The 24,557-nt window shown below is 36.0% G+C and carries 20 protein-coding genes and 2 pseudogenes; 11 read left to right on the forward strand and 11 right to left on the reverse strand.

Annotated features, from left to right (window positions below; translation table 11 throughout):
* The first annotated feature begins 125 nt into the window (after positions 1–125).
* Positions 126–1,259 (forward strand): annotated as a pseudogene (locus tag D1867_RS10985) (RNA-guided endonuclease TnpB family protein).
* Positions 1,260–1,400: 141 nt separating this feature from the next.
* Here D1867_RS10985 and D1867_RS10990 read toward each other — a convergent pair.
* Entirely contained in the window at positions 1,401–3,404 is a 2,004-nt protein-coding gene (locus D1867_RS10990) for a hypothetical protein (protein ID WP_155864172.1), read from the reverse strand.
* Positions 3,389–3,919, reverse strand: coding sequence for a hypothetical protein (locus D1867_RS10995; protein ID WP_155864173.1), 531 nt, complete (start codon positions 3,917–3,919; stop codon positions 3,389–3,391). The genes D1867_RS10990 and D1867_RS10995 overlap by 16 nt, the downstream gene beginning before the upstream one ends.
* Before the next feature lie 606 nt (positions 3,920–4,525).
* On the opposite strand from D1867_RS10995, the gene D1867_RS11000 reads away from it, so the two are divergent.
* The 3 genes and pseudogenes from D1867_RS11000 to D1867_RS11010 all read left to right on the forward strand — a co-directional run bounded on the left by D1867_RS11000 (position 4,526) and on the right by D1867_RS11010 (position 8,348).
* Positions 4,526–5,728, forward strand: a complete 1,203-nt coding sequence (locus D1867_RS11000) for an AAA family ATPase (protein ID WP_155864174.1) — start codon at positions 4,526–4,528, stop codon at positions 5,726–5,728.
* Between the two features lie 73 nt (positions 5,729–5,801).
* Positions 5,802–7,121: pseudogene (locus D1867_RS11005) on the forward strand (TldD/PmbA family protein); the annotation flags it as partial.
* A complete protein-coding gene (locus D1867_RS11010; RefSeq protein WP_155864176.1) occupies positions 7,122–8,348 on the forward strand; it encodes a metallopeptidase TldD-related protein in 1,227 nt (408 codons plus the stop codon).
* Between the two features lie 46 nt (positions 8,349–8,394).
* Here D1867_RS11010 and D1867_RS11015 read toward each other — a convergent pair whose 3' ends face one another.
* Positions 8,395–9,963 carry a serine protease gene (locus tag D1867_RS11015; RefSeq protein WP_155864177.1) on the reverse strand — a complete coding sequence of 523 codons (1,569 nt, stop codon included), beginning with the start codon at positions 9,961–9,963 and terminating at the stop codon, positions 8,395–8,397.
* Between the two features lie 159 nt (positions 9,964–10,122).
* Here D1867_RS11015 and D1867_RS11020 point away from each other — a divergent pair, with 159 nt between their 5' ends.
* Together D1867_RS11020 and D1867_RS11025 are read left to right on the forward strand one after the other, a co-directional pair.
* Positions 10,123–10,740 carry a 7-carboxy-7-deazaguanine synthase QueE gene (locus D1867_RS11020; protein ID WP_155864178.1) on the forward strand — a complete coding sequence of 206 codons (618 nt, stop codon included), beginning with the start codon at positions 10,123–10,125 and terminating at the stop codon, positions 10,738–10,740.
* Positions 10,741–10,765: 25 nt separating this feature from the next.
* Entirely contained in the window at positions 10,766–11,212 is a 447-nt protein-coding gene (locus D1867_RS11025) for an HPP family protein (RefSeq protein ID WP_155864179.1), read from the forward strand.
* A gap of 432 nt (positions 11,213–11,644) precedes the next feature.
* On the opposite strand, the gene D1867_RS11030 is transcribed toward D1867_RS11025, so the two are convergent.
* From D1867_RS11030 to D1867_RS11040, 3 genes are all read right to left on the reverse strand, one after another.
* The gene (locus D1867_RS11030) at positions 11,645–12,382 is read right to left on the reverse strand and encodes an exodeoxyribonuclease III (RefSeq protein ID WP_338078047.1); all 738 of its coding nucleotides are present in this window, start codon (positions 12,380–12,382) and stop codon (positions 11,645–11,647) included.
* Positions 12,383–12,947: 565 nt separating this feature from the next.
* Complete coding sequence (locus tag D1867_RS11035; protein ID WP_155864180.1) at positions 12,948–13,850, reverse strand: mechanosensitive ion channel family protein; 903 nt, start codon at positions 13,848–13,850, stop codon at positions 12,948–12,950.
* Positions 13,851–14,091: 241 nt separating this feature from the next.
* Positions 14,092–14,730 carry a ferritin family protein gene (locus D1867_RS11040; protein WP_155864181.1) on the reverse strand — a complete coding sequence of 213 codons (639 nt, stop codon included), beginning with the start codon at positions 14,728–14,730 and terminating at the stop codon, positions 14,092–14,094.
* Positions 14,731–14,886: 156 nt separating this feature from the next.
* Between D1867_RS11040 and D1867_RS11045 the strand changes: the two genes are divergently transcribed.
* On the forward strand, positions 14,887–15,486 hold the full coding sequence (locus tag D1867_RS11045) for a 7-cyano-7-deazaguanine synthase (protein ID WP_155864182.1): 600 nt from the start codon (positions 14,887–14,889) through the stop codon (positions 15,484–15,486).
* Between the two features lie 447 nt (positions 15,487–15,933).
* On the opposite strand, the gene D1867_RS11050 is transcribed toward D1867_RS11045, so the two are convergent.
* Positions 15,934–16,407: a hypothetical protein gene (locus D1867_RS11050; protein ID WP_155864183.1), complete on the reverse strand. Its 474-nt coding sequence runs from the start codon at positions 16,405–16,407 to the stop codon at positions 15,934–15,936.
* A gap of 54 nt (positions 16,408–16,461) precedes the next feature.
* Positions 16,462–16,875 carry a hypothetical protein gene (locus D1867_RS11055; RefSeq protein ID WP_155864184.1) on the reverse strand — a complete coding sequence of 138 codons (414 nt, stop codon included), beginning with the start codon at positions 16,873–16,875 and terminating at the stop codon, positions 16,462–16,464.
* Positions 16,876–16,968: 93 nt separating this feature from the next.
* Between D1867_RS11055 and D1867_RS11060 the strand changes: the two genes are divergently transcribed.
* The 3 genes from D1867_RS11060 (at position 16,969) to D1867_RS11070 (ending at position 20,578) form a co-directional block, all read left to right on the forward strand.
* Entirely contained in the window at positions 16,969–17,754 is a 786-nt protein-coding gene (locus D1867_RS11060) for a helix-turn-helix transcriptional regulator (RefSeq protein ID WP_155864185.1), read from the forward strand.
* A 480-nt stretch (positions 17,755–18,234) separates the two neighbouring features.
* Positions 18,235–18,591: an aspartyl protease family protein gene (locus D1867_RS11065; RefSeq protein WP_338078048.1), complete on the forward strand. Its 357-nt coding sequence runs from the start codon at positions 18,235–18,237 to the stop codon at positions 18,589–18,591.
* A 703-nt stretch (positions 18,592–19,294) separates the two neighbouring features.
* Positions 19,295–20,578, forward strand: coding sequence for an ankyrin repeat domain-containing protein (locus D1867_RS11070; protein WP_155864186.1), 1,284 nt, complete (start codon positions 19,295–19,297; stop codon positions 20,576–20,578).
* Between the two features lie 136 nt (positions 20,579–20,714).
* On the opposite strand, the gene D1867_RS11075 is transcribed toward D1867_RS11070, so the two are convergent.
* Genes D1867_RS11075 through D1867_RS11085 form a run of 3 tightly spaced genes read right to left on the reverse strand, consistent with a single transcriptional unit; the run spans position 20,715 to position 22,761 of the window.
* Positions 20,715–21,527 carry an ABC transporter ATP-binding protein gene (locus D1867_RS11075; RefSeq protein WP_155864187.1) on the reverse strand — a complete coding sequence of 271 codons (813 nt, stop codon included), beginning with the start codon at positions 21,525–21,527 and terminating at the stop codon, positions 20,715–20,717.
* A gap of 4 nt (positions 21,528–21,531) precedes the next feature.
* Positions 21,532–22,335 carry an ABC transporter permease gene (locus D1867_RS11080; protein ID WP_155864188.1) on the reverse strand — a complete coding sequence of 268 codons (804 nt, stop codon included), beginning with the start codon at positions 22,333–22,335 and terminating at the stop codon, positions 21,532–21,534.
* A gap of 12 nt (positions 22,336–22,347) precedes the next feature.
* A complete protein-coding gene (locus D1867_RS11085; RefSeq protein WP_155864189.1) occupies positions 22,348–22,761 on the reverse strand; it encodes a hypothetical protein in 414 nt (137 codons plus the stop codon).
* Between the two features lie 867 nt (positions 22,762–23,628).
* Between D1867_RS11085 and D1867_RS12505 the strand changes: the two genes are divergently transcribed.
* A complete protein-coding gene (locus D1867_RS12505; RefSeq protein ID WP_338078049.1) occupies positions 23,629–23,784 on the forward strand; it encodes an ATP-binding cassette domain-containing protein in 156 nt (51 codons plus the stop codon).
* The last annotated feature ends 773 nt before the right edge of the window (positions 23,785–24,557 follow it).

Here is a 24,557-nt window from a genome sequence, read left to right on the forward strand (position 1 = left end):
AATACAACTTCACAAGCTCGTAAATAAACCGTGAGTTTACAAAACTGGGGGTTAAGGGGGCGGAAAGCCTCGCCAATGGATAGCCCCCTTATAGATTTAAAAACTTCTTTTCCTGCCAATATTCAATGGCTAGGAGGGGGTCACGTAACCCAATAAGAGCAACAGTTGCGATGAATATTGGCATATCTGACTCTCTCCTAGCCTTAGTTGATAGATACGTAAAAGCACTCCGTTTTGCACTGTACTGGATGAAAGAAAACGTGAAAAACCCCGAAGAAAAGGACACACTTTCTAAAGTGCACGAGGGATTGTATGAAAAGCTGAAGGAGGATTATAATCTACCATCAAAGGTTGCTGAGGACTGCTATCGTAATGCCCTGGCAACATACAAGAGTTTGGCATAACAATTCTAGAAAGGGTAGGTTTCCAAGAGTTTATAAGCCCACTGTATGGCTAACACCAAAGGCAAGTTATACTGCAGACTTAGATAGAATGACAGTTAAGATTGCAGGTGTTGGCAAACTGCCAATACTAGGTTATCCTAGAAATCTAAAGGACTACTTAGCATGGGAGATGAAAGAAGCTAGGCTAACAATTAAGGATGGCAAGGCTTTCCTCAGGTGGTTTTTGAGAAACCAAAAGTTAAGATAGAACCCAAAGGTAGTGTTGCCATAGACGTAAACATGAGCGATATTGTCGTTGATAAGGACGATAGTCACTATGTTAGGATTCCCACTCGCCTTCACGACGCTCACCACTTCAAGACATTGGCTGAGAATTTGCAAAAGAAGTATTCTAAGAGGTGGGGACAAAATAGGAGAATTCTACACAGAATACGCTCTTTTCATCAAAAGGCTAAACGAATCATAGAGGATTTTGCTAGGAAAGTTAGCAGATGGACCATTGAGTTTGCTGAGGATTTGGGTGCCAACGTTATAAAGTTGGAGAACCTTAAGAACCTCATCAGGAACGTTAATAAGCTATCAAGTGAGTTTCGCGATAGACTGTATTTGATGCAATATCGTCGTATTCAATACTGGATAGAGTGGCAAGCCAGAAAACACGGAATGATTGTTAAGTATGTTAATCCCAAGTACTCTTCCGTTTCCTGTCCAAAGTGTGGCAAGAAGATGATTGAGATTGCTTATAGGTATTTTCACTGTCCCTCGTGTGGTTATGAGAACGATCGTGATGTTATTGCTATCATGAATTTAAATGGGAGGGGGTCTCTGACCCTCTCGACTGCCCACCAGATGTAGCTCCGAATCGATGAGGGGAACCCTCGCTGACGGGGAGGAAGTCAGACGAATAGTTGGTATTAAGATTAGAGTTTGGGGTTTAACATTTCTATAAAAAAAATCTTCACTTCATGCGTTAGTTGAGAAGAAATAAAAAAAGGTTTAGGTTTGTGGATAAGTTATTATCTGGTTAGGCGTTACTAGTATAGTTGTTGTAAACGTATACCCTGATGTTGAACGCAGTCCTATAGTTAATTCGATGTATTGTATTTGGAAACAGTTGATGCATGGAGATTTGAGGTTTTGTATTTGTGGTTTGTTTATCAAAGTAACGGGAATTGATACTGTGAAGGTTTGATTTTCGCTGCTAAATGGTTGTAACACAAGCGGTGGTGAAAGTTGCACAGTTGTAGAACCTAAGAAGCAATTATGGGTAAACAAACTATTAGGCTGGAAATCTGCAGAAACTTTTATCGCTATTGGCATTTGAGTGAAAACTTCAGTTACATTAGTCGGATTGACTAATTGAAGAGAAAATCTAATCTTTATCGGCGTTATAACATAACCCAATGTCTTAATGTAACCATTATTATCGTCCATGTTTAAAGCACTTGGTGGTATTGATATTATAACTGGACTTAATAGGTTGCAAAGTTCTAAGCAATCATTAATAAAGTTTAATTTACCGTCTATAATTCCGCTGAATAATCTCACTGACGTCTTATCTAAGAATGAATTTGGATTTGGTAAGAATTTTACTATAGTATTCTGAGACGTAGTAACGTATCCATTAGCCCCTTCAACTACTACTTTCCCGTTAGCAAGTTCGCCCAATTCAATCTCGCCTTCCGTTTCACATGCTTCTATTTTACCACTTGCAATACTACCGCTAATTGTTGCGGAATTTATCTTAATTTCGTGTGCAGAAGCGATACACCCATTAATCCCTTCTCCTGAAGTTAACTTGATGCTAGTAATATTTCCAATTAGCGAGCCGTTGTCTATACAACCACTTATTGATATACCTTTGCCAGACTTTTGTTCATAAACCCCGTAAACGTAGCCTTTAAAAGTACCATTGAATACAATACAACCAGTAGAGTTAGTAATATGTAGATTTGCGTTGACAGCGTCTTTAATAACTAAGCAAGATGGAGATCCGACACATATATTAATGTTAGTAGCGTTTATAATACACGCGTTGTTAACAAGGCTATCTGTGAATATTATATTTTGGGCGATACCGTTAATTATTACATTTCTCTGAGTTAAAAGTAATGTAGGAAATGTAGAGCGTGGAACTATGAAGTAGGCATTAGATATATTTCCGTCAATCTTAATATATGCATGAGAGAAACTGCCGTTAAAGTAGCCTTCGAATTTAGCTAAACATGAGGATGAAGATCCGCAAAAGGCAATTGGCCCATACCAACTGAGGTCTAGCTTCAAATAATCACGTCCTGGAGGCGCAGTAAGATATGAAAATGAAGATAGCCAGAAAGTCAGAGTATTTGTACCTAGTTGTTTAGCTAAATCGATTAAGTATAGGCATTTACAAATTAGTTCGAACTTGGGGTTTTTTAATATGCAAATTGAAAGGGTGTTGGTCGAAATGAAAATTGCTTCTGGTTTAACACTAGGTAATGGTATATAAGTTGGTGGGTAAGCGTAAATTATGTTGCCTAAATTAGTCAGTATAGCTACGGCTTTAATGTTTGCGGGATTTAACTTATAAATTGAGGTCAATGGTATTTCTATCGCTTTATATGTATTAGCGTAAGTAGAGTTAACTGTAGTAGAAGTTACTACTAGATTAGTCTTCTCTACCAACCAATTATTTCCATATTCTATTAAATACGCCTTAACTACTACGGGTATCGGCGGGTTCTTTGAGCTGGTTAAAATGAAGTACAAGCTTCCGTCAGTGTAAGTAAGGTAGACTGGCGGTAGCACCGGTGAAGGCGATTGTGGATTATACACTGGCTGGAACTCAGAGATTTGTTGAGCCGCTAGGGCTTTGTAACTTTCAGCATTCTCTTGTGCTTGTTCCTGCTTTGTTGGGAGTGAGGTTAAGTAAAATCCTAGTGGTACTAGAATTGCTAAAGCTATTATTAACAAGATTATGAAACCGATTACTTCAGACAGACCCTTCACTCTTTTACCCATGCGTAACCCACCTCCACTAGTCCTTTTTGAGTTTGAATGAAAATCCAAACAACTGCGTCATGACATTTAGGTACGGTAACAATTTGGGGAGAACCAATTGTACTTTCCCAAATTTGGGCTTCTCCACAGTAAAGCTTTTTGAGGCAAGTAGTGTAAAGTATTACATTTTCCACTTTACCACTACTACCATTAATTTGAACATTAACTCCGGGACACGCTTGATATGGTGATATTACGTTACTTCCGTAAAGTGAGGGGTTTACTGCTATTGCTGTTAGATAAATTGTACCATTATAGTTAAAATCACTAGGCACTATAACTATGGAATAAGTATTGCCCGAAACGACTGGGCATGTTGTACTTATGTAAAGCCCTTGGGCGACTGAACTGGCATAGCTGGAAATGGAAGCATTGCCAGTTACAACTGCAGAGTATGTGGAAGCTAATGCAAATATAATTAGTCCTATGATTAATGTAGCTACTAGAATCATGAAGACGCTCACTGAGTTTTCCATGTGTTCTCTATATGAATATATTCTAATAAACTTTTCTTTGCCTTTCTAATTGTCAAAAATTGGTTCAACTAAACTATTTTACAATATAGGTGGGCAAAATATTTTGTTTAATGAATTTAAGGAAAAATGAAATAACTTAAAACGAGTAAGTGAATGGCTATCTGATAAAAAGAAGAATCTTTTGAGACGTAGAGGAGGAAAAGGTATTTGTCATAGCATAGAAATGAAAATTGATATTGACTAATTATCTAAGTAAAATGAAATTTTTATGGTAAATATTTAATTTAAATCTAATATAAATCTTATTTTCATATATTAAATTTTGGACTTATAGAATAGAATTTGAGTGTATCCAACAATTTAAATTATTTGAAACTTTTCATAGATCATCATCAAATTCGACGTATTTAATAACTCTTATAAGAGTGTTATCAAGTTAACAAAAATCCCCACGTTTTACTCAAAATAGTTGGGCACACTTTAATGGTCTTAGCTATGAATACGATATACTTGTAATTTTCTACTAGTTAGGAAATAATTTTAGCTTACTCCCTCTTTAAACTGCACTAAATATTCTTATATTCCCGAATATATATTCGTGAATATATGTTTGAAATAGAAAGAAGAGAATGCGAAGAGATAAGAAACTTGAAAGGATGGAGGTTAATCTATGGTAGAAGAAAAGTAGGTAAAACTTACCTAGCAACGAGGTGTTTAGAATACGATGATTATTATTTAATATCAAGAACTTTAAACATTATTCATGAAAACGATGAGATTCCATTGGATGATGGTATAAATAAAATTATATCGCTACTCAAGGAAGGAAAGAAAATAATACTAGACGAATTCCAGAGGCTTCCAGAAAAATATCTAGATTTATTAGCTACTGTTTATCCCAACGGTACATTAATACTTCTAGCTAGTTCTTTAGGAGTACTCAGTAAAGTTATTGATAGGAATAGCCCTCTTTTAGGCTACGTAATACCTTATAAAATGGGAATAATAAAGTTCAGTGACGCACTTGCTAGCGTTAAAGACCCTTATAAGGCGTTACTATTTAGAGACCCTTGGATAATTGAACACGCTTCAGACTGGAGTGACATAGAAAGGAATCCTCAATCCTTCTATTATATTACAAAAGGGTTAATAGGAGAAATCTTTCAGGAAGAAGATAGAAAACTGACGCAAACTTATGAGGCTATTTTATTAGAAGTTGCAGAAGGTATGTGGAATTCTTCAATGATATCTGCTAAGTTGCAAGCAGGGATGGATATTAATCCGTCAAAGGCTTCTTCTTATCTGGATACATTATTTAAAGTGGGGTTAATAAAGAAAATAAGGGTATACAAAGGAGGAAAAGGTAGTGAGTGGTATCATGATTTGGACTCACCAATAATGAGCGTGACTTTTTATGCCGAGGCTAAATATAAGGTTTCTGAAAAGGGTAATAAAATTGTAGATTTGACTTACCCTATTTCTAAGGAAATACAATTTTCTATAGGCGAAATGCTAGCTGAATATTATAATGCAGAATTAGCTTACATACCTCAGGGAGATATTGACGTAGTTTTATTAAAGAAAGGAAAGCCTTTCATAGCTTACGAAGTTAAGAATAAATTTACTGAAAAGGATGCCAGAAAAGCGATAGAAAGGATAAAGGACTTTGGGATATCTAGAGCCGGTTTAGTAGGAGTCTTAGAAGATCCGCCCAATTCTGAAGACAGCATAGGACCGGAGAGATTAATCGAAATTGCTAATGAAATAAAGAAGAGAGAACATAATAAAGGAAGCGTGAGTTTATGGTAACCGATAAATAGGAAAGAAGCACAATGGAATTATGGACTTAGAAAAAGTTGTAAAGAAGTTCGATTCTTAGGCTAGGTATCATAAGAACGATTTTTCGTCGATATTTTTAATGAATGGACAACTCTTAGGAGTAACTAGGGAAACTTACGCAGGATATTCTATTAGAGCTTACGACAAAGGAATTCTTTACTTTTCTTCCTCATCAGATCCAGAGAACTTAGAGCTAAAGAAAATTCAAGGAGAAGGCTGGGAGGAATTGGAAGATGAGGAAGTATTCTCTGGTAAATATGAAGTTAAGCAAATAAAGCCATTCGACTTGGTTCCAATTGACGAGAAAATAAAATATTTTAAAGACCTCTACGAGAGAGTGAAAAGCTTAGATATAAAATCTAAATTAGTAAATTTTAACATATTATATTCTGAATCTGTAGAGGAGAAAAGGATAATGTTTAAAGACGGTTCAAAAGTTGAAGGTTTTGTACCTAGAATAAATGTAGTATATTCTTTCGTATTAAAATATATGGATAAAACTGTCACCGTTCATTCCGATGAATTCGGTGCCAGCGGTGGATTGGAATTGTTAGATAGCTGGAAAATAGGAGATAAGCTTGAGGAAAAGATGAAAGAAGTTGATAGGGTCTTAACTAAAGGTAAAACGCCTAGAGAAGGTAGAACTGACATCGTATTAAGTTCCCTATTAGCTGGGATAATGGCTCACGAGTCTGTTGGACATCCTTTTGAGGCAGACAGGGTTTTAGGTAGAGAAGGTGCACAAGCTGGCTTAAGTTACTTGAAAGATATTAATACCAGAAAGATAGGTAGTAACGCTGTCAGTGTAATAGACGACCCTACCTTGCCTAACAGTAATGGATTCTTTCTAATAGACGACGAAGGAGTCAAGGCAAGAGCAAAATACCTAATAAAAGACGGAGAGATCAACGAGTTACTCCAAGATAGGTTTTCTTCACCTAAGTTTAAAACCAAAAGTAACGGCTCTGCTAGGGCAATGAGCTTTGATAGAGAACCTATAATAAGGATGTCAAACACTTTCTTCCAGCCTGGAGACATGAGCTTTAAAGAACTAATTGAAGACGTAAAGGAAGGAGTATACTTTAAGAGCTATATGGAGTGGAACATAGACGATATGAGACTTGGAGAGAGGTATGTAGGTCTTGAGGCTTATGAGATAAAAAACAGAGAAATAGGAGATCCATTACTTTTCCCAGTGCTAGAAGGGAAAACTACGGAGTTCCTTCCTGCAGTAGATGCCGCTGATAGAGAGTTAAAGTTCTACGCAGGAATTTGCGGTAAAGGAGATCCAGATCAAGCTATTCCTGTTTGGCTAGGAGGTCCAGACTTAAGGTTAAGAAACGTGAGAGTTAAGGTGATGTAAATGCGAGGGTTTGATGAGCACGCAATTTTCAAAACTAAAAGGGAAGTTACTGTAATAAAATTTGTTAATGGGAAAGTCTCAGCTATTCAAAGATTAGATGACGAAGTTTCTTACGTTCTGCTTAAGAAAGGTAATAAATACATTATAATGGAAGGAAAAGATCCGGATCTTAACTTTTCTAACGTAATAAATGTAATGGAAGAACCTATGCTTTCACCTAAAATTTCTGAAAATACTGGGGAATATAAGTTCGTTAAATTAGATGATAAAATAGAAAAAATGAGGGAAAATCCTGAAGATGTAATTTCGCTAGTCCTTAATTCAAAGTACCCAATCTCAGGAATAGTAAACATTACAAGGAGTACAGTCTCTTTATCAACTTCCAAGGGTTTTTCTGGTAGCGATGCGAGGAATTCGATAGACGGTTACTTTAGAACTTTTAATGGGGAATTCACCGGTCAATGGGCTTTTGCCTCTTCTACCTACTCAGAGTCTACAATAAAGGAAAGCATTAACACTGCTTGCGAAATGGCGTCAATTACTAAAAAAGCTGAAGTAGATGACGGGGTTTACAACGTAGTTCTTTCTCCTTTAGTTTTTGGAAACCTAATGAATTATCTTGCTCGTATGTCTTCTGGACTATCAATAATGATGGGGAACTCAATATTTTCTAGATATAAACCCGAGGATAAGATAGCAAGCGAGAAATTTACTTTCTCTGACGTTCCCAAAGCTGACATGCCAAACGCAGTAGAATTTGACATGGAGGCAACTTTTACTAAGAATAAAAAGATCATAGATCACGGAGTTTTCAAAACTCCTTTGCTAAACAACGAGGTTGCGGAAACAATGAACCTTGAATCCACTGGAAATGCAGGGTGGGTAAATCCTATCCCTTGGACATTAGAAGTTGATGAAGGTGACGTTGGCAAGGACTCGCTACTTTCTGGGAATGTAATATTCTTTAATAATAATTGGTATACTAGGTTTCAAAACTATGTTGAAGGGAATTTCTCCACAGTAGGCAGGGATGCTATAATTGTTTATAAGAATGGCAACGTGGAAGGAGTAGCGGGAAGGTTGAGAATTGCAGACAGCATCCCTAATATAATAGGGAATATAGAAGAAGTATCTAAAGAGAGATACCTAGTAAAGTGGTGGGATTCTAGAATCCCAGTACTTTCTCCATACGTCTTAGTGAGAGATGTAAAAATAACTAGAGCTTAATAAAAAGAGGAATTATTTATTGTAAAAAATTAAAATTTTTCCTTTTTCAATCCACATTATACCACGTCAATTGTTCCATGTTCATTGTCATTCTGATGAAAGGCATTGCGTAGTATAAGTAACATAAGTTGTGGTTTTCCATTCCGTAAATCATCATTATATACCCTACGACTGAAGGACCGTCATAGTATGCAGCAGCGTTTTCAAGGATCTGGTCTTCATGAACCATGTAATTACATATTGAATTCTCAACTTCCTGCAATGCAGTGGAGTTTAACTGATGTAAGAAGTAGTTGCGGAAGTTTATTGCCAGCATTGCGTAATAGTTTGCGAAGAAGCCGTAGTCGTAAATTAAATTATGGTTATCAAATACGTCAGTTAGAAGCGTCAAGTTACCTGCCTTTGATCCTGTTACTGCATCGTAGTATTCAGCAGCATAAATGTCTATAACGTAAGCATTGTAAACTCCTTCATATAATCCTAACGGGGTTATTGTTGGTCCTGAAGTAATTGATAAACTCAGTGCAGCCCAAGCATCAGCAAGTATTTTATCAGTTAAATTACCTTGAGCTAAATATGCTGCCTCTGCAGCAGTTTCTATTCTCCATAAATTATTCCCTGCACAATCTACTGCCTTGCAAACTTCTTCATCTAGATTAAACGAAGGATTTTGAGAGTAAAGTAATGCTATTGCATTAACTGCAGGATTTGGATAGAAGTAAAACGCATAATAATCACCTTCCTCTGCTAAGCCTTCTGCTTTTAGCCAACAGCTTAATGCCTCTTCTTTTACTGTCTGATTACTTACTGACGAATTTAATTCTTTGTAAAGCGAACACAAATATTGATATCCTGCAGAAGCGTTATATTGCAAATCTAAATAACCTACCGGCTGAGGTAATGGTTCTGAAGTTTCCATTTGATACATTTGAGGTATTGAACAAACTGTAAGTAAAACCTCGTGGTGCTGTAATGCAAACTCCTGAGCCATTTGGTAATTCTTGCCTTCAGCTAATGCCATCATTTTAGGAACTACTAGATAGTATATTCCTCCGTTGTATAATTGTACTATCCTTTGGTAAACTACTCCTGTTGAATACATGTAACCTTCTAGTCCAACGTCGCCTAAGAAGTACATTGACTTATTTAATGAAGACTCTTGGCCTAACATTGAGGCTAAGAACATTACCGTAGCCGAGTCAGTTTTAACCGCACCTCCAACGTTAATGCAGGAAGGTGCTGTAATATATAAATAGTAATCATAAGATGTTAAAGGTTGATAGGCTAACATTGATGAAACCACTGCTGCACCTTTTGCACCTGCTAAATATCCGTTGCCGGATAAATAAAATCCGCCTATGAATACTCTTCCATTACCGTAAGTTACGTAAGCGTACTGGCTAGCTATGGTATGTGCAGGGAAAACTGGGTTTATTAGGTAGTCTTCACCATTTCCTAAACTTGCTGGAGGATCTCCAATATATCCAGTCCCGTTATTTATCACTATAACCTTCATTTCCTCGTTATCATGCTTACAAGCTATGTATATTTGTGCTGCTATTGAAGCTAGAATTAATACTCCTAGAATGTATACAAATTGATTTTTTAAATTCATAACTCAAGATAGAGAAAGTCATTAAATATACTTTTACCCAAATCTAACGTAAAAATGAAACTATATTTACTTACCTTTTTAACCTTAAAACACATGGGTATTATTATTTTGTGAGCTAAAAAGGAAGACTTTTTATTATCAAAAACTTTCCTCTACCAAATGTTACCAATTAGCGAGATATTCGTAAGCTTACAAGGTGAAGGCCCTTTTTCTGGTAGGAGGGCACTCTTTATTAGATTCTTCGGTTGTAATTTGAGGTGTTCGTGGTGTGATACAAAGTATTCCTACTACGGCAAGCCGAAAATTCTAGAAGAGTTGGACGTATTCGATGATTTTATAATTCTAACGGGCGGAGAGCCTACGTTATATCAAGATATTCTAAAGAATTTCCTTACCAGGGCTAAGAGCAAAGGGAGCGAGATTCTTGTTGAAACTAATGGAACGGTGGTGCTAAAGGACACTTTCGTGGATTATGTTGATTATTTCAGCATATCTCCAAAGTTGTCCAATGCCGGGGTAAAATATAGAGTAGAGGTTTTAAAGAAAAACGTAGAAAAATTGACAAACAAGGATAAGTTCTATTATCTAAAGTTTCCAGTAATGTGGGAGGACGACATTAATGAAGTTAAGAAAATGGTAGAATATCTTGGGGTGGAAAAAAGGCAGGTCTGGCTGCAACCCATTGATAACAGAAGGATAGATTATTGGTGGGACATCGCTGTTAAAGCGGGTTATAATTTATCAATTCAACTTCATAAATTCGTAAGTAAACCATAAATTTTGATGGTTAATATTTTTCGTCATGGAGTTAGGTAGGAAATACAAACTATTTGCATTTTTAAACCTTTCAATCTCAGTTACGGTAATTACTATAGCTTCAGTGGACACTCACGTCGCATTTATCTTACCTCCCTTTTTAGCTACTGCAGCAACTAAGCTTCCAGACCCAGCCTGGAAGTTTCAAAGGAGCCTTGTGGTAATATCCTCCTATCTGCTTTCCGCGACTATAGGAATAATTTTTGCGCTTTTTAGTTCAAGCATCTTTATAGCTGTCTTAGCATCAATAATAGCTTATGGTATAGAGTTAATCCTAAATATAGAGCATCCTCCATCAATTTTGGCAACTTTTCTGGGAGTTTTAGAAAGAGTTTCGCCAATTTATATTTTGCATCCAGTCCTTGTAGGAGTACTCACTATTGAAGGGATTAATTACGTGATCTCGAGAATAATGAAGGTCAGTAAGAAATAAAACTTGGGTAAATAAATTACCAGCGGGCAAGTAAAGCGCTATTTATTAATCCTAGACCTAAGGTTGAAAGATATTTTTGACAGAGAAAATTAAATCTAATTACTTAAAAATTTACTAAATCTACGCTGTTATAATTGGGTTGAGGAGAACTGGAAAGATCTCTCGTAACTTACGTTTTTCTGGACATATCGAGTGTATGCACAAGTGGGTCATGGGAGCCCAACGGCACGGAGCTGACATGTAGCCCTATTAGCTATTCCGTTTAATAACTCACTATTTATTGCAGGATTACTAACTAACTATCTATCTATATATAATTTAGAATCCCTTATCAATAAAAAAGAAGAAAGGAGGAGTTTACGAGACAGTGGATCCTATTATGATAGATTATGATTAAAAAAAAGATGATATTAATAAGAATAATTCAGGAAATTATGGTCTCTCAATGTTAAGCTCTAAGAGTAATGGATAATGATCAGATCCTTCAATCTTTAACACTTCACAATTCTTAATTTCATTCTTTAACTCAGAGGAAACTAGACAGTAATCAATTCTCATTGCCTTCCATTTAAACCTGTAGCTTCTCCAAGTAAATTCATTCTTATTAGGATTAACTAGTTTGTAAGCATCTATAAATCCTAGGTCATTAACCACGTGATTTAACCATTCCCTCTCTTGAGGAGTTAAAGCCGGTTCCTTCTCGTCCCAAAAAGATGAATCCTTCTTATCTCTTACAGCGTTGAAGTCACCGCAAATAATTACGGGCTTTCTTTCTCTCAACTTAGTCATGAATTCCTCCATGGCCTTATCGAACTTTATCTTGAAATCTAACCTCTTTAGTTCGTCCCCAGCTCTAGGAAAATAAGAGTTAACTAGAAATAGCTTATCAAACTCTAAGGTTAAAACTCTGCCTTCTTCGTCAAACTCTTCAACGTTTAAGCCTTTTATTACGTTTATTGGTTTATAACGCGTTAATGTCATAACACCGCTATATCCTTTCTTCTTTGCGGAGAAAGACTCTATTGTGAGTCCAGAGAATAACAAGTCTAAAGGTAAGTCGGAAGTCCTTATTTCTTGTAACATAACAACGTCATATTTTAAGACTTCGTCTAGGGAGCCTTTCCTAGTTATTGCCTTTAAACCATTAACGTTCCAGGTTACTATTTTCACACTTATAAATAAAGTCTGGAAACTTTAAATAATGAGCAGTTCTTAGCCATTAATCTCAAAGTAGAAGAGATTGAAGAGAAGGTTGAGGAGTTGGAAAAGAAAGTTAAATAGAATTTTTTAATCACTGATAAAATGAACGACAAGCCTAGTCCCTTCTAGGGGACGGGGTAAAGCTATTTAAACACTGGAATACTTTAAAGTTTTTGTGGAACTAAGCAGGGAAGCCCACAATGGTGGGCGCGGTCTCTATGAGTGTCCCCGCATAGGTGAAGCCTACATATCCTCGAGTTCCTAGGAGCTTGGAGCGAGGGGTAATTGGTTGAAGGCACAGCCCGCGGTCTACCGCTGGACGAATGGAGTGGTGTCATCACCCACCAGTTATGAAGTGATGAGAATAAAGGCGGTAAACCGCACTGAGGGAACCCTCCAGAGGAAGGACTCAGAATTTATGATCAGCATCTTTTAGCTATTTTTGCCTAGATGTTTAAAATAAATAATAATAATAAAAAGATAAAATAAAACTTCACGGCTTATTAAAACGAAGATTCGTGAGCTACAATAATTTCTACGCTGGTTGCTCTTTAACTATTTTATGCCTTAAAGCTAAAATTCTCTTTAATGCTTCAGACTTAGCCTTTTTCCAATTATTTACATCAGCGGATATTCTTAACGATATTATAACGTGTTCTTTATCGCTTTGCTCACTTAAATACGGTCCTTCCTCTATTTCAAAATCTTTTAATGCTTCCTTAACTTCTTCCTCAATTGTATTCAAATTTATTTTATCTAAAGGAAACTCAACTCTTATACTAACATATAATTTCTTAGAGAGCTTAGAAGTATAGTCAATTACAGAAGACTTTAGCAGGAGGGAGTTGGGAATTCTATACTCTCTACCGTTCTCCAAGATAAGCCTTGAGTAAAACAAATCTATTTCAATAACCGTACCTTCCAAGCCTTGTTCAAAATACTCCCTGGAGAAGTACTTATAAGGAGGCAAATTTGCAGCCATGTAAGGAATTTGAGAGTTTAAAATCCTTATATGGTCTCCTATTGAAATAAATCCGGTAGAAATTATAAGAATGCCTGCGAAGAGGTTTTCCAAAACGGGCTGTAAAGCCAAGCCGAAAACTAAGCCAGCAAAAGTACCTCCTGCCAACGCTTCTGCAGACGTCACTCCGAAAGTTGCTAACACTCCTATGAAAACCAGAATGTAGCCTATGTATTTTATAATGTTAGGAATTATTATCGCACTAGCAGGTAAGGTACCAGCTTTTCTCCTTTCTAGGACTTCCCTTACTCCGTCAGAGAATATTATGGTAAAATAAATTCCTCCTGCAACTATGCTAAAAGCTCTTAAAGCCAGTGAAATAAGGCTAGAGGGCTTTAATGCTTGTACAAAGACGTTTAAAGCAAAAAGTGCAAATATTAATAAAATACCCAGTAGAAACTTTTGGTAAAACTTCATAAAAAATACTTTATTTTATGCAATTTATTTCTTCTCTTCTAAAGAACTTGAAGGAGGGGCAAATTATAACGTATAAACGTTCTCCTATTAAAATGAGGTTGTAACTAGAAAAGCATAAGTTCTGAATCAGGTTTAGAACAAATCACTGGCGATCAATTTTTCTTCAACAATTTATGATCTAGTTATGTGAAAATTAATTATATATAATTAATTTCGCAACAGAAATGAAATCAAGACAAGTTTATTCTCTAGAAAGTTTTTCTATCCTAGCATTTTTTAACTCCTCCATCAAACCTATCAGTTCATCCAGACTATATCCTAAAGGCTCTATCTTCTCCCTACCGTCTTTAACTATCCTAACAGCTAAAGGATAAAGTTCCTCTATACGTTTTATAGCGTACTCCTTATCATCAATGAGAGAAAAACCGAAATTCACGTGCCTGGCTTCATCCTCTATTATGATCCTAATCCCCTCATTAAACTGCTTAAGGTTGTATTTCCTAGACACTTCATTAAGTATCTTTAACCCTACAGTAGCTAGAATGCCTTCAGTAATCATGTGAAATCTAGTAGCAACATTATCCTTCCATTTAGGAGTTTTAAAGTCCTCTATAAGCCCATCAAATAACTCTATATACGAGGCGGGCAATTTAACGTCCTTTAGAGGTTCTTCCTTAAAATATTCCTTAAAGAAATCAAAATGCTCTATTTCCTCAATGACTTGCTGTAGAGAATAAAGTTTTATCATTTTAGCAGCATTAAATGATAACTTCTTGAGTTCTTTCCACCTATCCATAATTCCTTCAGGATAAAAATGAGCCGAAAGATACCTTATTCCTTCCCTAATTTCGACCGGTGTATTTGCCCAGTTAGGGTCCATGTTAAAAATTAATAAGATAAATTTAATTAACCTTTTTTCCAAAATATTTAATAAAAGTTTTATACATATTATCTAGAATATTATAAAATAATAATGGAGTTTAAACAAAGAGAAGTGACGAAATAATTTGATAAGCAAAAAACCTTGTCTAATCTTATGAAACTCCTCCTTTTATACTCTGGCGGAATAAACTCCACAATTGCTTTGTATAAGTTCAAGGACGTTGTGGATTGCCTTTTCATAGATTACGGTCAAAGGTCTGCAAGGATGCAAAGAGAAATGGCTAGGTATCACTGTGAAAAACTGGGAAAGAAATTGATAGAAATCCGCATACCTTCCTTGGGAAAGGCATTTTACGATGGGCTAGGAATAAGGTTAAACGAACCGATAGTTCACAGGAACGTAATCCTTTTATCCATTGCATTAACTTACGCAAAGGAGAGGAATTACGAAGAAGTAATATTTGCAACAGCGAGCGAAGAGTGCCTCTTTGAGAAAGACAAACCTCTCATACTTTCTACAATGAAGAGGCTTGCGGAAATTTACGGTATTAAGTTATCTATGCCTTTCGTAAACTTAAGCAAATCTTTACTTGTCAAAATTGGGGCAAAACAAGGGATAGAGCTAGATAAGACATATTCCTGCTTACTAGGTCATAAATACCACTGCGGAGTTTGCTCACAGTGCCAAGCTAGAAAGATAGCGTTCAAAGAGGCAGGAATAAAAGATGAGACAGTTTACAAAACTGGGGGTTAAGGGGGCGGAAAGCCTCGCAGGCGGGGATGGATAGCCCCCTTATAGAAAGCTTTTAAAACTGTCAAACTATTTTTTCTTCTAGTGACGTTAATGACGCTCCTCCCCAGCTCGACTGAGGGCTCAATGGGACTGTGGGAGGGGCAACCAGAATTCCTCTCTAAGGGACTAGATGAATGAAAGTCCCTCACTCTTCCAATGGGGGTGGTTCTCTGAGCCACCCGACTGCCCACCAGATGAGAGATGTAATCCCGAATCAATGGTGGGAACTATGAACCCCTTGGGAGGGAACCCTCGCTCTTCCAGGGCGGGGAGGAAGTCAGCTAAGATGAACTAGCTACAAACGTTCATGATAGGGGTGGACTAATTTAAAATAGTGTTTGGATATTATATAAAAAATAACTAGGAATATCATATTTATTTTTATATAAAAAAGAAAAGATATTTTTCTTAATCCTCGCCTTCAGGATGTATTATTAGTAGGGGCTCTTGATTTACGTTTAAATCTCCTTTAGGATTCTGAGATACTTGATACATTACCTCTATTAAGACGGTGTATGTTCCCTTAGCCAAATAAAGGCTTGCAGTATCGTTATCAGGAGTTAGCACTACCGACGTATTTCCTATTGTAACTTTCACGGTAAACTCACTAAAAACTTTTTGAAGCTTTTCTCCGTGAAGCAGGTGAAGCTCATAAGTTCCGTTATAGTTTATTACAACTGTTGCATTAGCAGTTACGTTACCGCTTTCTCCGGCAGTTAAATTTCCTAAATTAATATATGCAGGAATTACTTCTCCTTGACTGCTAGTTTGGATATGATATGATATATACGCTAGTGGTCCGTATCCCATTACTCCAGCTATTGCCATTCCAGACGCTAGGGAAGCCGTCGCAACTAGAGCCAGTAACAGATATGTTTTCATATGCTAAGGTTGTAGTTTAGTCCTTTTAAGGATAACGTTCCGGAACAGTTCCACTTAGGATTGTAACAAGCAAATCTGAATGTTTTTCAATATTTCTTGTTCAGTCATGTTTGAATAGGCCGTTCCACTCACGTAAGCTACTACTTCCTCTTCCTTATGTTCAAACTCTACATTAGCAGTAGTATTGTTTAAACTTAGCGTAACGCTTTCTCCGTCCTTAAAATAAAGGATTACGTAAAGTTGGTTAAAAACTCCTTCCTTAACTTTAAGTTCTACCTCATATTCTCCGGGCTCCTTAACGTGAAAGTGGAACTTTGTCTTGAAAGAGAAGGAATAGAGATGAGTTGAAGAGGAAGGCATTACACTACTTATCGAAGAAGGATGAAGTGCCTCGTAAAGTTCAAAGCCTAGGATAACGTTAAGAACCAAGGTTAATGCAAGAAGTGCTGTTAATAATTTTAAATTCACGTGCATAATCTTCTTTCATAGGGAATTTAAACGTTTGTTCCACGAAACTGTGGAACAGTAAACTAATAAGCTTGGGATGGGATAGTAAAATAGATGCTAAGATTACCAGCATTACTGCTACTGTTCTTGTCTGCACTTCTTTTACCTTTATTTCATTCTTCTACTGGAGTAATTAACGTGTATTATAATGGTACTGTAACTGCATATTTATACAATGTTTCGAGTATAAATCTAATAGGAACAAATGTAACGTGCATAAAGGTAGAAGGAGCAAAATACATAGTTCAAGGGAACACTCTCATCATACAAGGGAAGAGTGCAATAATAACTTACAGAACCACTTTGCCTAAAGGAGTTATTGAAACTGAGCAGCCAGAAAATCTCACAGTTAACATATTGATCCCGGCCGGATCTTCTATAACCTACCTTTATCCTCAACCTTCCAGCTTTACAGTTGTTGGAAGTCTTTATAACATAACCTTTGAGAACACTAGTAAGGTTACTGTACTTTATACTTATTATTCTCAGACTAACTTGCGCACTTCATCTTTCTTTTCTCCTGAATTCTTTATTTTACTCATAGTTTTAAGTGACTCTTCCCTTCTTTTCTTTTTCCTATATTATATAAGGAGAAATAAGAGAACGAAAGAAGAAGAGGAAATTCAGATCGGTTTAGATGAGAGGGATAAAGTAGTCCTTGATGCAATAAAGAAGAGCGGAGGCACTTCTACCTTATCTGAGTTAGTAAAGCAAACTAACTTACCTAAAACTACGGTTTATAGGAGACTTAAGAGACTAATAACAATAGGTTACGTTGAAGAAGTCAGGGAAAAAGGCAAAGTTAGGTACGTGCTGAAGAAAGATTATGTAGAAAAATGATTCGTATTATCTAACCTCCTCCGCTCCTAAAGGGCGAGGTTTTAGGGGTTACACCCCTTTACGGGTGCTACTCGGTTGTGAACCACTATGAAGGATAATGACTACATTTGCCCTCTTTTCTGAGTGTTCAACTTCTAGATGCCCTCGTCATTGCGGGAGTTATCCTCGTCCTCTAAGAGTTGACCAGAGGAAGGTGTCATGACAAATAGTCAGTGCTGAAGTTTAAATAGCTTTACCCCTCCTCTAGAAGGGGCTAGGTTTGTCGTTCCGTTTTATCAACTTTTAATGATATGTTCTTAACCTTAACAATTACATTTTATAAACACGAATGTTGAGCATTTTAATTAACAAAACAAATTAAAATGAGCTTAATATAAATTTTCTAATCTCTATCTGAAGAAATCCCACAGAAAATCCTTGAGTAAGCGTTCAAGATGCTATTATAATAAATAATTTAAGTTATGAAAATACATGTAACTTGTGGGACTAATCTACGTTGACGGTATAGTAAAGAACGAGAAAGGAGATAGTGAAAAGGTTAGATTCTTGATAGATTCTGGCGCTTATTACACCGTGCTAAAGAAGGAAATTTGGGAAAAGCTCGGATTAAAGGAGATTTCCAAAGTGTCGCTAGTTTTAGCTGACGGTACAACTATAGAAAGGGGAGTTTCAGAGGCAATCATTGAACTTCCGCCCTACGGAGAAAGGCACTCTCCAGTTATTTTAGGAGAGAGTGAAGATGAAAATTTACTAGGAGTTGTAACCCTGGAAATTTTTGGTCTTGTTTTGGATCCCCTAAAGAGGGAAATTAGGCAAGGTAGAATTATCATGAAGTAAAGACGATAGATCGTGTTAAACCTTTCCTTCATTAAAATCGCTTGCCTAAAATAAGGTACAGTATTAGAAGGCAAATCAGAGAGTTTAAACTACTCAACTTTTTAGGCTTCCCTTTTTTAAAGAAGAAGTTTCTTGGTTTTCAAACCTATGCATCACATGAACTCTGCTTCTTCATTAGCCTCTCTTATCATTGATTCCTTAGCTTCTACGTAACCCGCTATAACGCCCGTTTCTATAACCCGCGTTTTTCCTTAACAATATTTTATCGCCTTTTATGAGAAAAAGGTGAACTGAAAGTATTTGAGGATGCCTATTCATATAATAAGAAGATTACTTTACTTTTCCTATTTAAAAGCATACAGACGTTAATTTTGAGCGCGTCCAACAATTTAAATCATTTGAAACTTATTCATAGATCAACATCAGATCGACGTTATTTAATAGCTCTTATAAAAAGTGTTATCAAGATTTTTAACAAACCCACGTTAGGTTAGGGAAGTTTTACTCATTTATTTTGTAAATAGTGATTTAACAAAAATAGTTGGACACACTCCGTTAATCTTGCTTAATAAAATTTTTATAGTACTACGCTTAGGTATTAATCCTATTTAATGACTTCTAGATCCTGATAAATTGAATGTATAAATACTTTTCAAATTAACATAAGAAATTTTTATTAGATGGCCCAAAAACGTTTATATAGATGTCTTCAATACTTTGTTCAAAGCTCCATTCAGCAGTAGAATACGGAAACTTATTACAGGTTAAGATGTTATTAGCTTTACATTGTAACCCGAACGTAAAAGACAAATCGGGCTATGCACCTTTACATTATGCGGTAAAATTCAATTATATAGATCTTGCTAAAATCCTTTTAGATCACGGTGCCGATCCCAACATTAAGGACAAGCTGGGTAATACTCCTTTGCATTATGCAATAGAAAAGGGAAACTTAGAGATAGCTGAATTGCTTATTAGACACGGGGCAGACTTTAACGTAATTGACAATGAAGGTAATACTCTTCTTCATTACGCAGCAAATAATGGTCATCCAGGAGTTGTGGAATTACTCCTTGAACGTGGAGTAGATCCTAAGGCTGAAAACGTGCTGGGGAGAGTTCCACTTCACGTAGCTGCGGGAAACGGCAGTATTAGAGTAGTCCAACTTTTTATAGCTCATGGAGTAAATCCAAACGTAAAGGATAAATACGGCATTTCGCCCCTGCATGAAGCGTCTAAGAACGGCCATGCCGACGTTGTGGAATTTTTACTTTCGCGTGGAGCTGATCCTAATATAAAGGATAAACTGGGAAACACTCCATTGCATTATGCCTGCGAAAAAGGTTTTGCAGACGTCGTTGAGGTTTTGTTAAAAAATAACGCAAATCCAAACTTAAAGGGAGACCAGGATAAAACTCCCTTACACTTTGCCGCAGAAAAAGGGAATTCAAAAATAGTGGAAATTCTTCTAAAATATAACGCAAATCCAAACGTCAAGGATAGATTTAGCAAAGCTCCTTTACATTATAGTGCAATAAACGGACACCTTGAAGTTACTAAAGCCTTGCTGAAACATAATGCGGATCCGGACGTCAAGGATAGAGTAGGAAATACTCCGCTTCATCAGTCTTCAGAAAGAGGTCACGTAGAAATTGTTAAAATTCTTCTTAGTCATGGAGCTGATATAAATATAAGAGGAGAACAAGGAAGATATCCCATTCATTTTGCGGCTAAAAATGGGCATGCCAGCGTTGTTAAATATTTGTTAGAAAAGGGTGCAGATCCCAACGCAAAAGACGATGAAGGAAAAACTCCTTTACATTATGCCTCAGAAAGTGATCGCATCGATGTAGTTAAAGTACTCCTAGAGTATGGTGCAGACCCCAACATAAAGGACAAATTCGGAAAATCTCCATTACGTTATGCATCTAAGAAAGGTAATAGTGAAATTGCTAAATTACTAGTCAGTTACGCCACGAAAGAATAAGGAGCGTTATAATAACCGATTTTCTTACAAACAATGGGAGTGGAAAGCCTCGCCCTTCCAGGGCGTGAAGGAATTCAGACTCACTGCCTACACCCTAGTCAGATCTGACTAATATGTTAAGGAAGTCAGAAAGAAACTAAAATAGTGATATCTTGCTTAAGTAATATATAGCGTCCATAGGCTCCAATTCTCTTATTTCCAATTTTTTCGCACTGCTGCCAAATCTTTTAATTACGCTCTCAATCTCGTCCTTCTTAACATAAAGCCTTTTGTTATCAACTTCAATTAATCTATAGTTCTCAATCACGTCTATTAACCTGCTCACCGGGTATCTCACTATTTTCCCTTTTGAAATTACGAAAAGCTTATCACAGACTTGTAGTCTAGGTATTGTATGTGAGGTTACTAAAATTATCTTATTTAGGTCTTTTAACAAGCTCCAAACTTTTTGTGCAGTAATAGAATCAAGGTGGTTTGTTGGCTCATCTAGCAGTAGTACAGGCCGATTTAGCATTATAGCCCTAATGAGGTCTAATTTTTTCTTATTACCAGCACTTAAGAACGATACCTTAAATTTAAGGTATTTATCTAACTGAAATTCACTCACTAGGTTGTCAATATCTCCCTTAAAGTTGGAAATTGCTTTAAAGAATTTTAAATTATCCTCTACTGTAATGTCTTGGTCAACACTAACGCTGTCAAACACTACTGCTATCCTCTTCCTGACCTCCTCCTTCTCCATTACCACGTCAAAGCCTTCTACCTTTACTATGCCCTCATCTGGGGGTAATTCGGTCGCAATAATCTTTATTAGCGTAGTCTTGCCAGAACCGTTAGGTCCGACTAAGCAATTCACGCCTTTATCTAATTTTAATAAAACGTTGTCAAGCACTTTCACCTTAACGCCCCTTACTGTGAAGCTCTTCGACAAGCCTTCGATCTCTATCATGCTCTTACCCCAGAGGCAAGTTAAACTGCAAGCTGTCTAACCTTCTCACGGCAAGATAAGTAATGATTAAGGTGAAAACTAGTACATAGACAGCACTTAAAATTACTTGAATTGGAGGGGTAAAGAGGTTATTATAAATATATTTTAGTTGAGATGCGGCGTAACCTATTGTGAAATACCTTACTAATGCTAAGATGTGAGTATATGGCGTCAAAAAGGATATTATTCTCTCTGGTTTTGGCAAAAACTCTAATGGATAATAAGTTCCTGAGAAAAGTAGCAATATTAACTGTACAAGTGGTAGTAAAATATTTAAAGATCCTCCGGTAAAAAAGCTGGATATAATAATTCCAATGCTATAACTAATTATCATGGCAATAAATAATATAGGGAGCGAAATTATTATTCCTAATAAATTAATTGTGACTTTGTACAAGAGGTATAAAACAAGTAGTACTATTGTGAGGTTTAAAAATGTTATGGCTAAAAAAACCAAGGAATCTGATAGGAGTAAGTAAGCCTTCCAGTACTTGATACCCATTAATCTTACAACCTTTAATGAACCGTATGTGAACTCAAATATAAGTTGATTACTAAAAAATATTGGAAGTGTAATTGAAACTATGCTTATCAGATTTAATGCTATATAAGATATAAATTTGTAGCCTAGGTTAACGGAACTAAATGCAGTATTAAGCGAGATTCCGACAGTGAGAAGCCATAAAAAAGGTTGTACGAATAAATATATGATAAAACTCTTTTGCCCCACTAGTTTTAAAAATCTCCTCCTTAAGAAGGCATATAACATTAATCCTCACTCTTATCTTATATGATAAAAATTGGGTATAATATTTTCCACAAGCAAGCCATTATCTTTCTTAGTTAGTATTTCTTGCGTAAAGCTTTCTGAATCTTCTAGAGTTGATATAGCTCTAGGCTTACTAACAATGTATCCTCTACTTATGCCTTTTTTACCGTAAAATGTCACAACATGAGCCTCGCGCCTCACAGTCCCGTCAGTATTTCTATAAACGTGAACAAGTTGCTTAGTAAAGGATAAAGGTAGAATAGTGCCAAAGTCGATTCTTAACGCGTAAAGGTCTATCGATACTTCTCTGCCTATATATTTTTTACCATCTATTTCAGCTTCAAATGATGTATAAATTTCAACTGGTATAGCAATATTATTAAATGAATTTTTATCTATTTTAAAAGATTTTTCCCCAGATTGCATATATTTACTCACCCAAATTAATATAATTAATTTTAAAAAAATAAATTCTCTTAATTATTTATTGGGTCTTCAATCGCAGCACTGGCTAACATTACTGCACTATCGCATCCCGCAGCTCTTATGGCCGTGTCACAATAGTGATATTGCTATCACGGCATTGAGATTTAGACTTAAACCGATATATAGAGATAGAAGTCCTGGATCCTCTGCGCACATTTTTCTTTTACCTCTATAAATAGATTAATGAGGTTTTTCTTAAATTTGACTATAGTATCTTTCTGAAAATTTCAACGTCATCTTGAGAATGATTAATAATTTAGTGGGCTTAAAATAAAAATTTAATATATCCTCATCAATAGTATTAGAGCATTGTTAAACATAATATTTATAAATCCATAGTGTTGTCAGTAAGAAAACTGTATAATATTTAATCTACTAAGGTGATTCAAAAATCATTATTAAAAGTGCAGTTGTATATTTTCTGATCTGTCCCCTGAAGCATAGAGTAATAGTGTTAAAATTGTCTTATACTTAAGCTTCAAGCCGATAAACATATATGGGGTGAGCAAATATTCTATATGTGTATTACGTGACCAGTTTGATATAACATTTTATAACGTTAGTGCTGGATGCGGTAAGAAAGAAGTTTATATAACGTGTCTAAGGAAAATGGAGTCTATATAATTTTAGGTAAGAACGGGCTGGGAAAACAACTATAGGGGAATCCTTCCAGTATTTAAAGGTAAGGTAATGAGAGGGGGTATAGGATACCTCTCTCATGCCTTAGGGAGTTCTTAGAATAGAAGGTTATAGAGAAATTTTAATGATAAGAGAATAAGGGATTTATCACAAGGGCAGAAGAAAAGAGTGTCATTGGCGAAGATATTTCTCAAGGATTACGACGTGTATCTGTTGGACGAGTCCACAGAAAATCTAGACCCAGTCCTAGTTTCTAACATAAGGAAAATGATAGTCTTATCCTCTAAGAGCAAAATCGTAATACACCTCACACAATCTATATGAGGCAAGGGAAATTATGTAGTCGTCATAGACAATAGGACTGTAATGCTTTTTAACCAATTAATGAAATAAGGTTAAACGAATACGTCATAGAGATTAGGGCTTCTGAAGATCTTTCTAAGTATGAAAATGAATTTTGTAGTTAAAATTCATGACCCGTTAGAGGTAAACTCAATAATACAGAAGCTCATGGAAATGAATATCAAAGTATTCGAAAAATGAGGGATCCATTAGAAGACCTTCTGAGGTGAGGGAAAATGATGTCTTACTTGTTATTTAATAAGGAGCTATTTAACTATAGCATACTTCGTTTTAGTCTTAATTGCTGCTCTTGCAGCTAGTATATACTCTTGTTCCGAGCAAGATCAGTAAAACATTATTCCTCAAACATCTAAGAATCCTAGCTTGACCTTATAGCCTCTATCTGCTACCCTTTTCTTTGTTTTGTATTATTTTACTGCTTCTAGAAGTTTTCATTAACATTATAGTTTATTAAGTTTTGTTTAGAAATAATTTTTTAAATTCTTCTAGTATTTATTCAATAGACCCTAACCCCCGCTTTATGATTCATTGAACTTACCATATGTGCAATAGGTTCGTTAATAATTGTCTCTTGTTTGTCGTTACTTTACCTTTCTTCTCGATGTAGTAATACTAAATATCAGGTATAATTCCCTTTTTCTTTATCTTTAGATGTTCACTCATAGTTTAGGCAATATTATAAATATACCACTAGCAAGTACATCCACTCCTACGTCAAGTCACCTTTTTATTAC

Source organism: Acidianus infernus, assembly GCF_009729545.1.
In the GTDB taxonomy this organism is placed as follows: domain Archaea; phylum Thermoproteota; class Thermoprotei_A; order Sulfolobales; family Sulfolobaceae; genus Acidianus; species Acidianus infernus.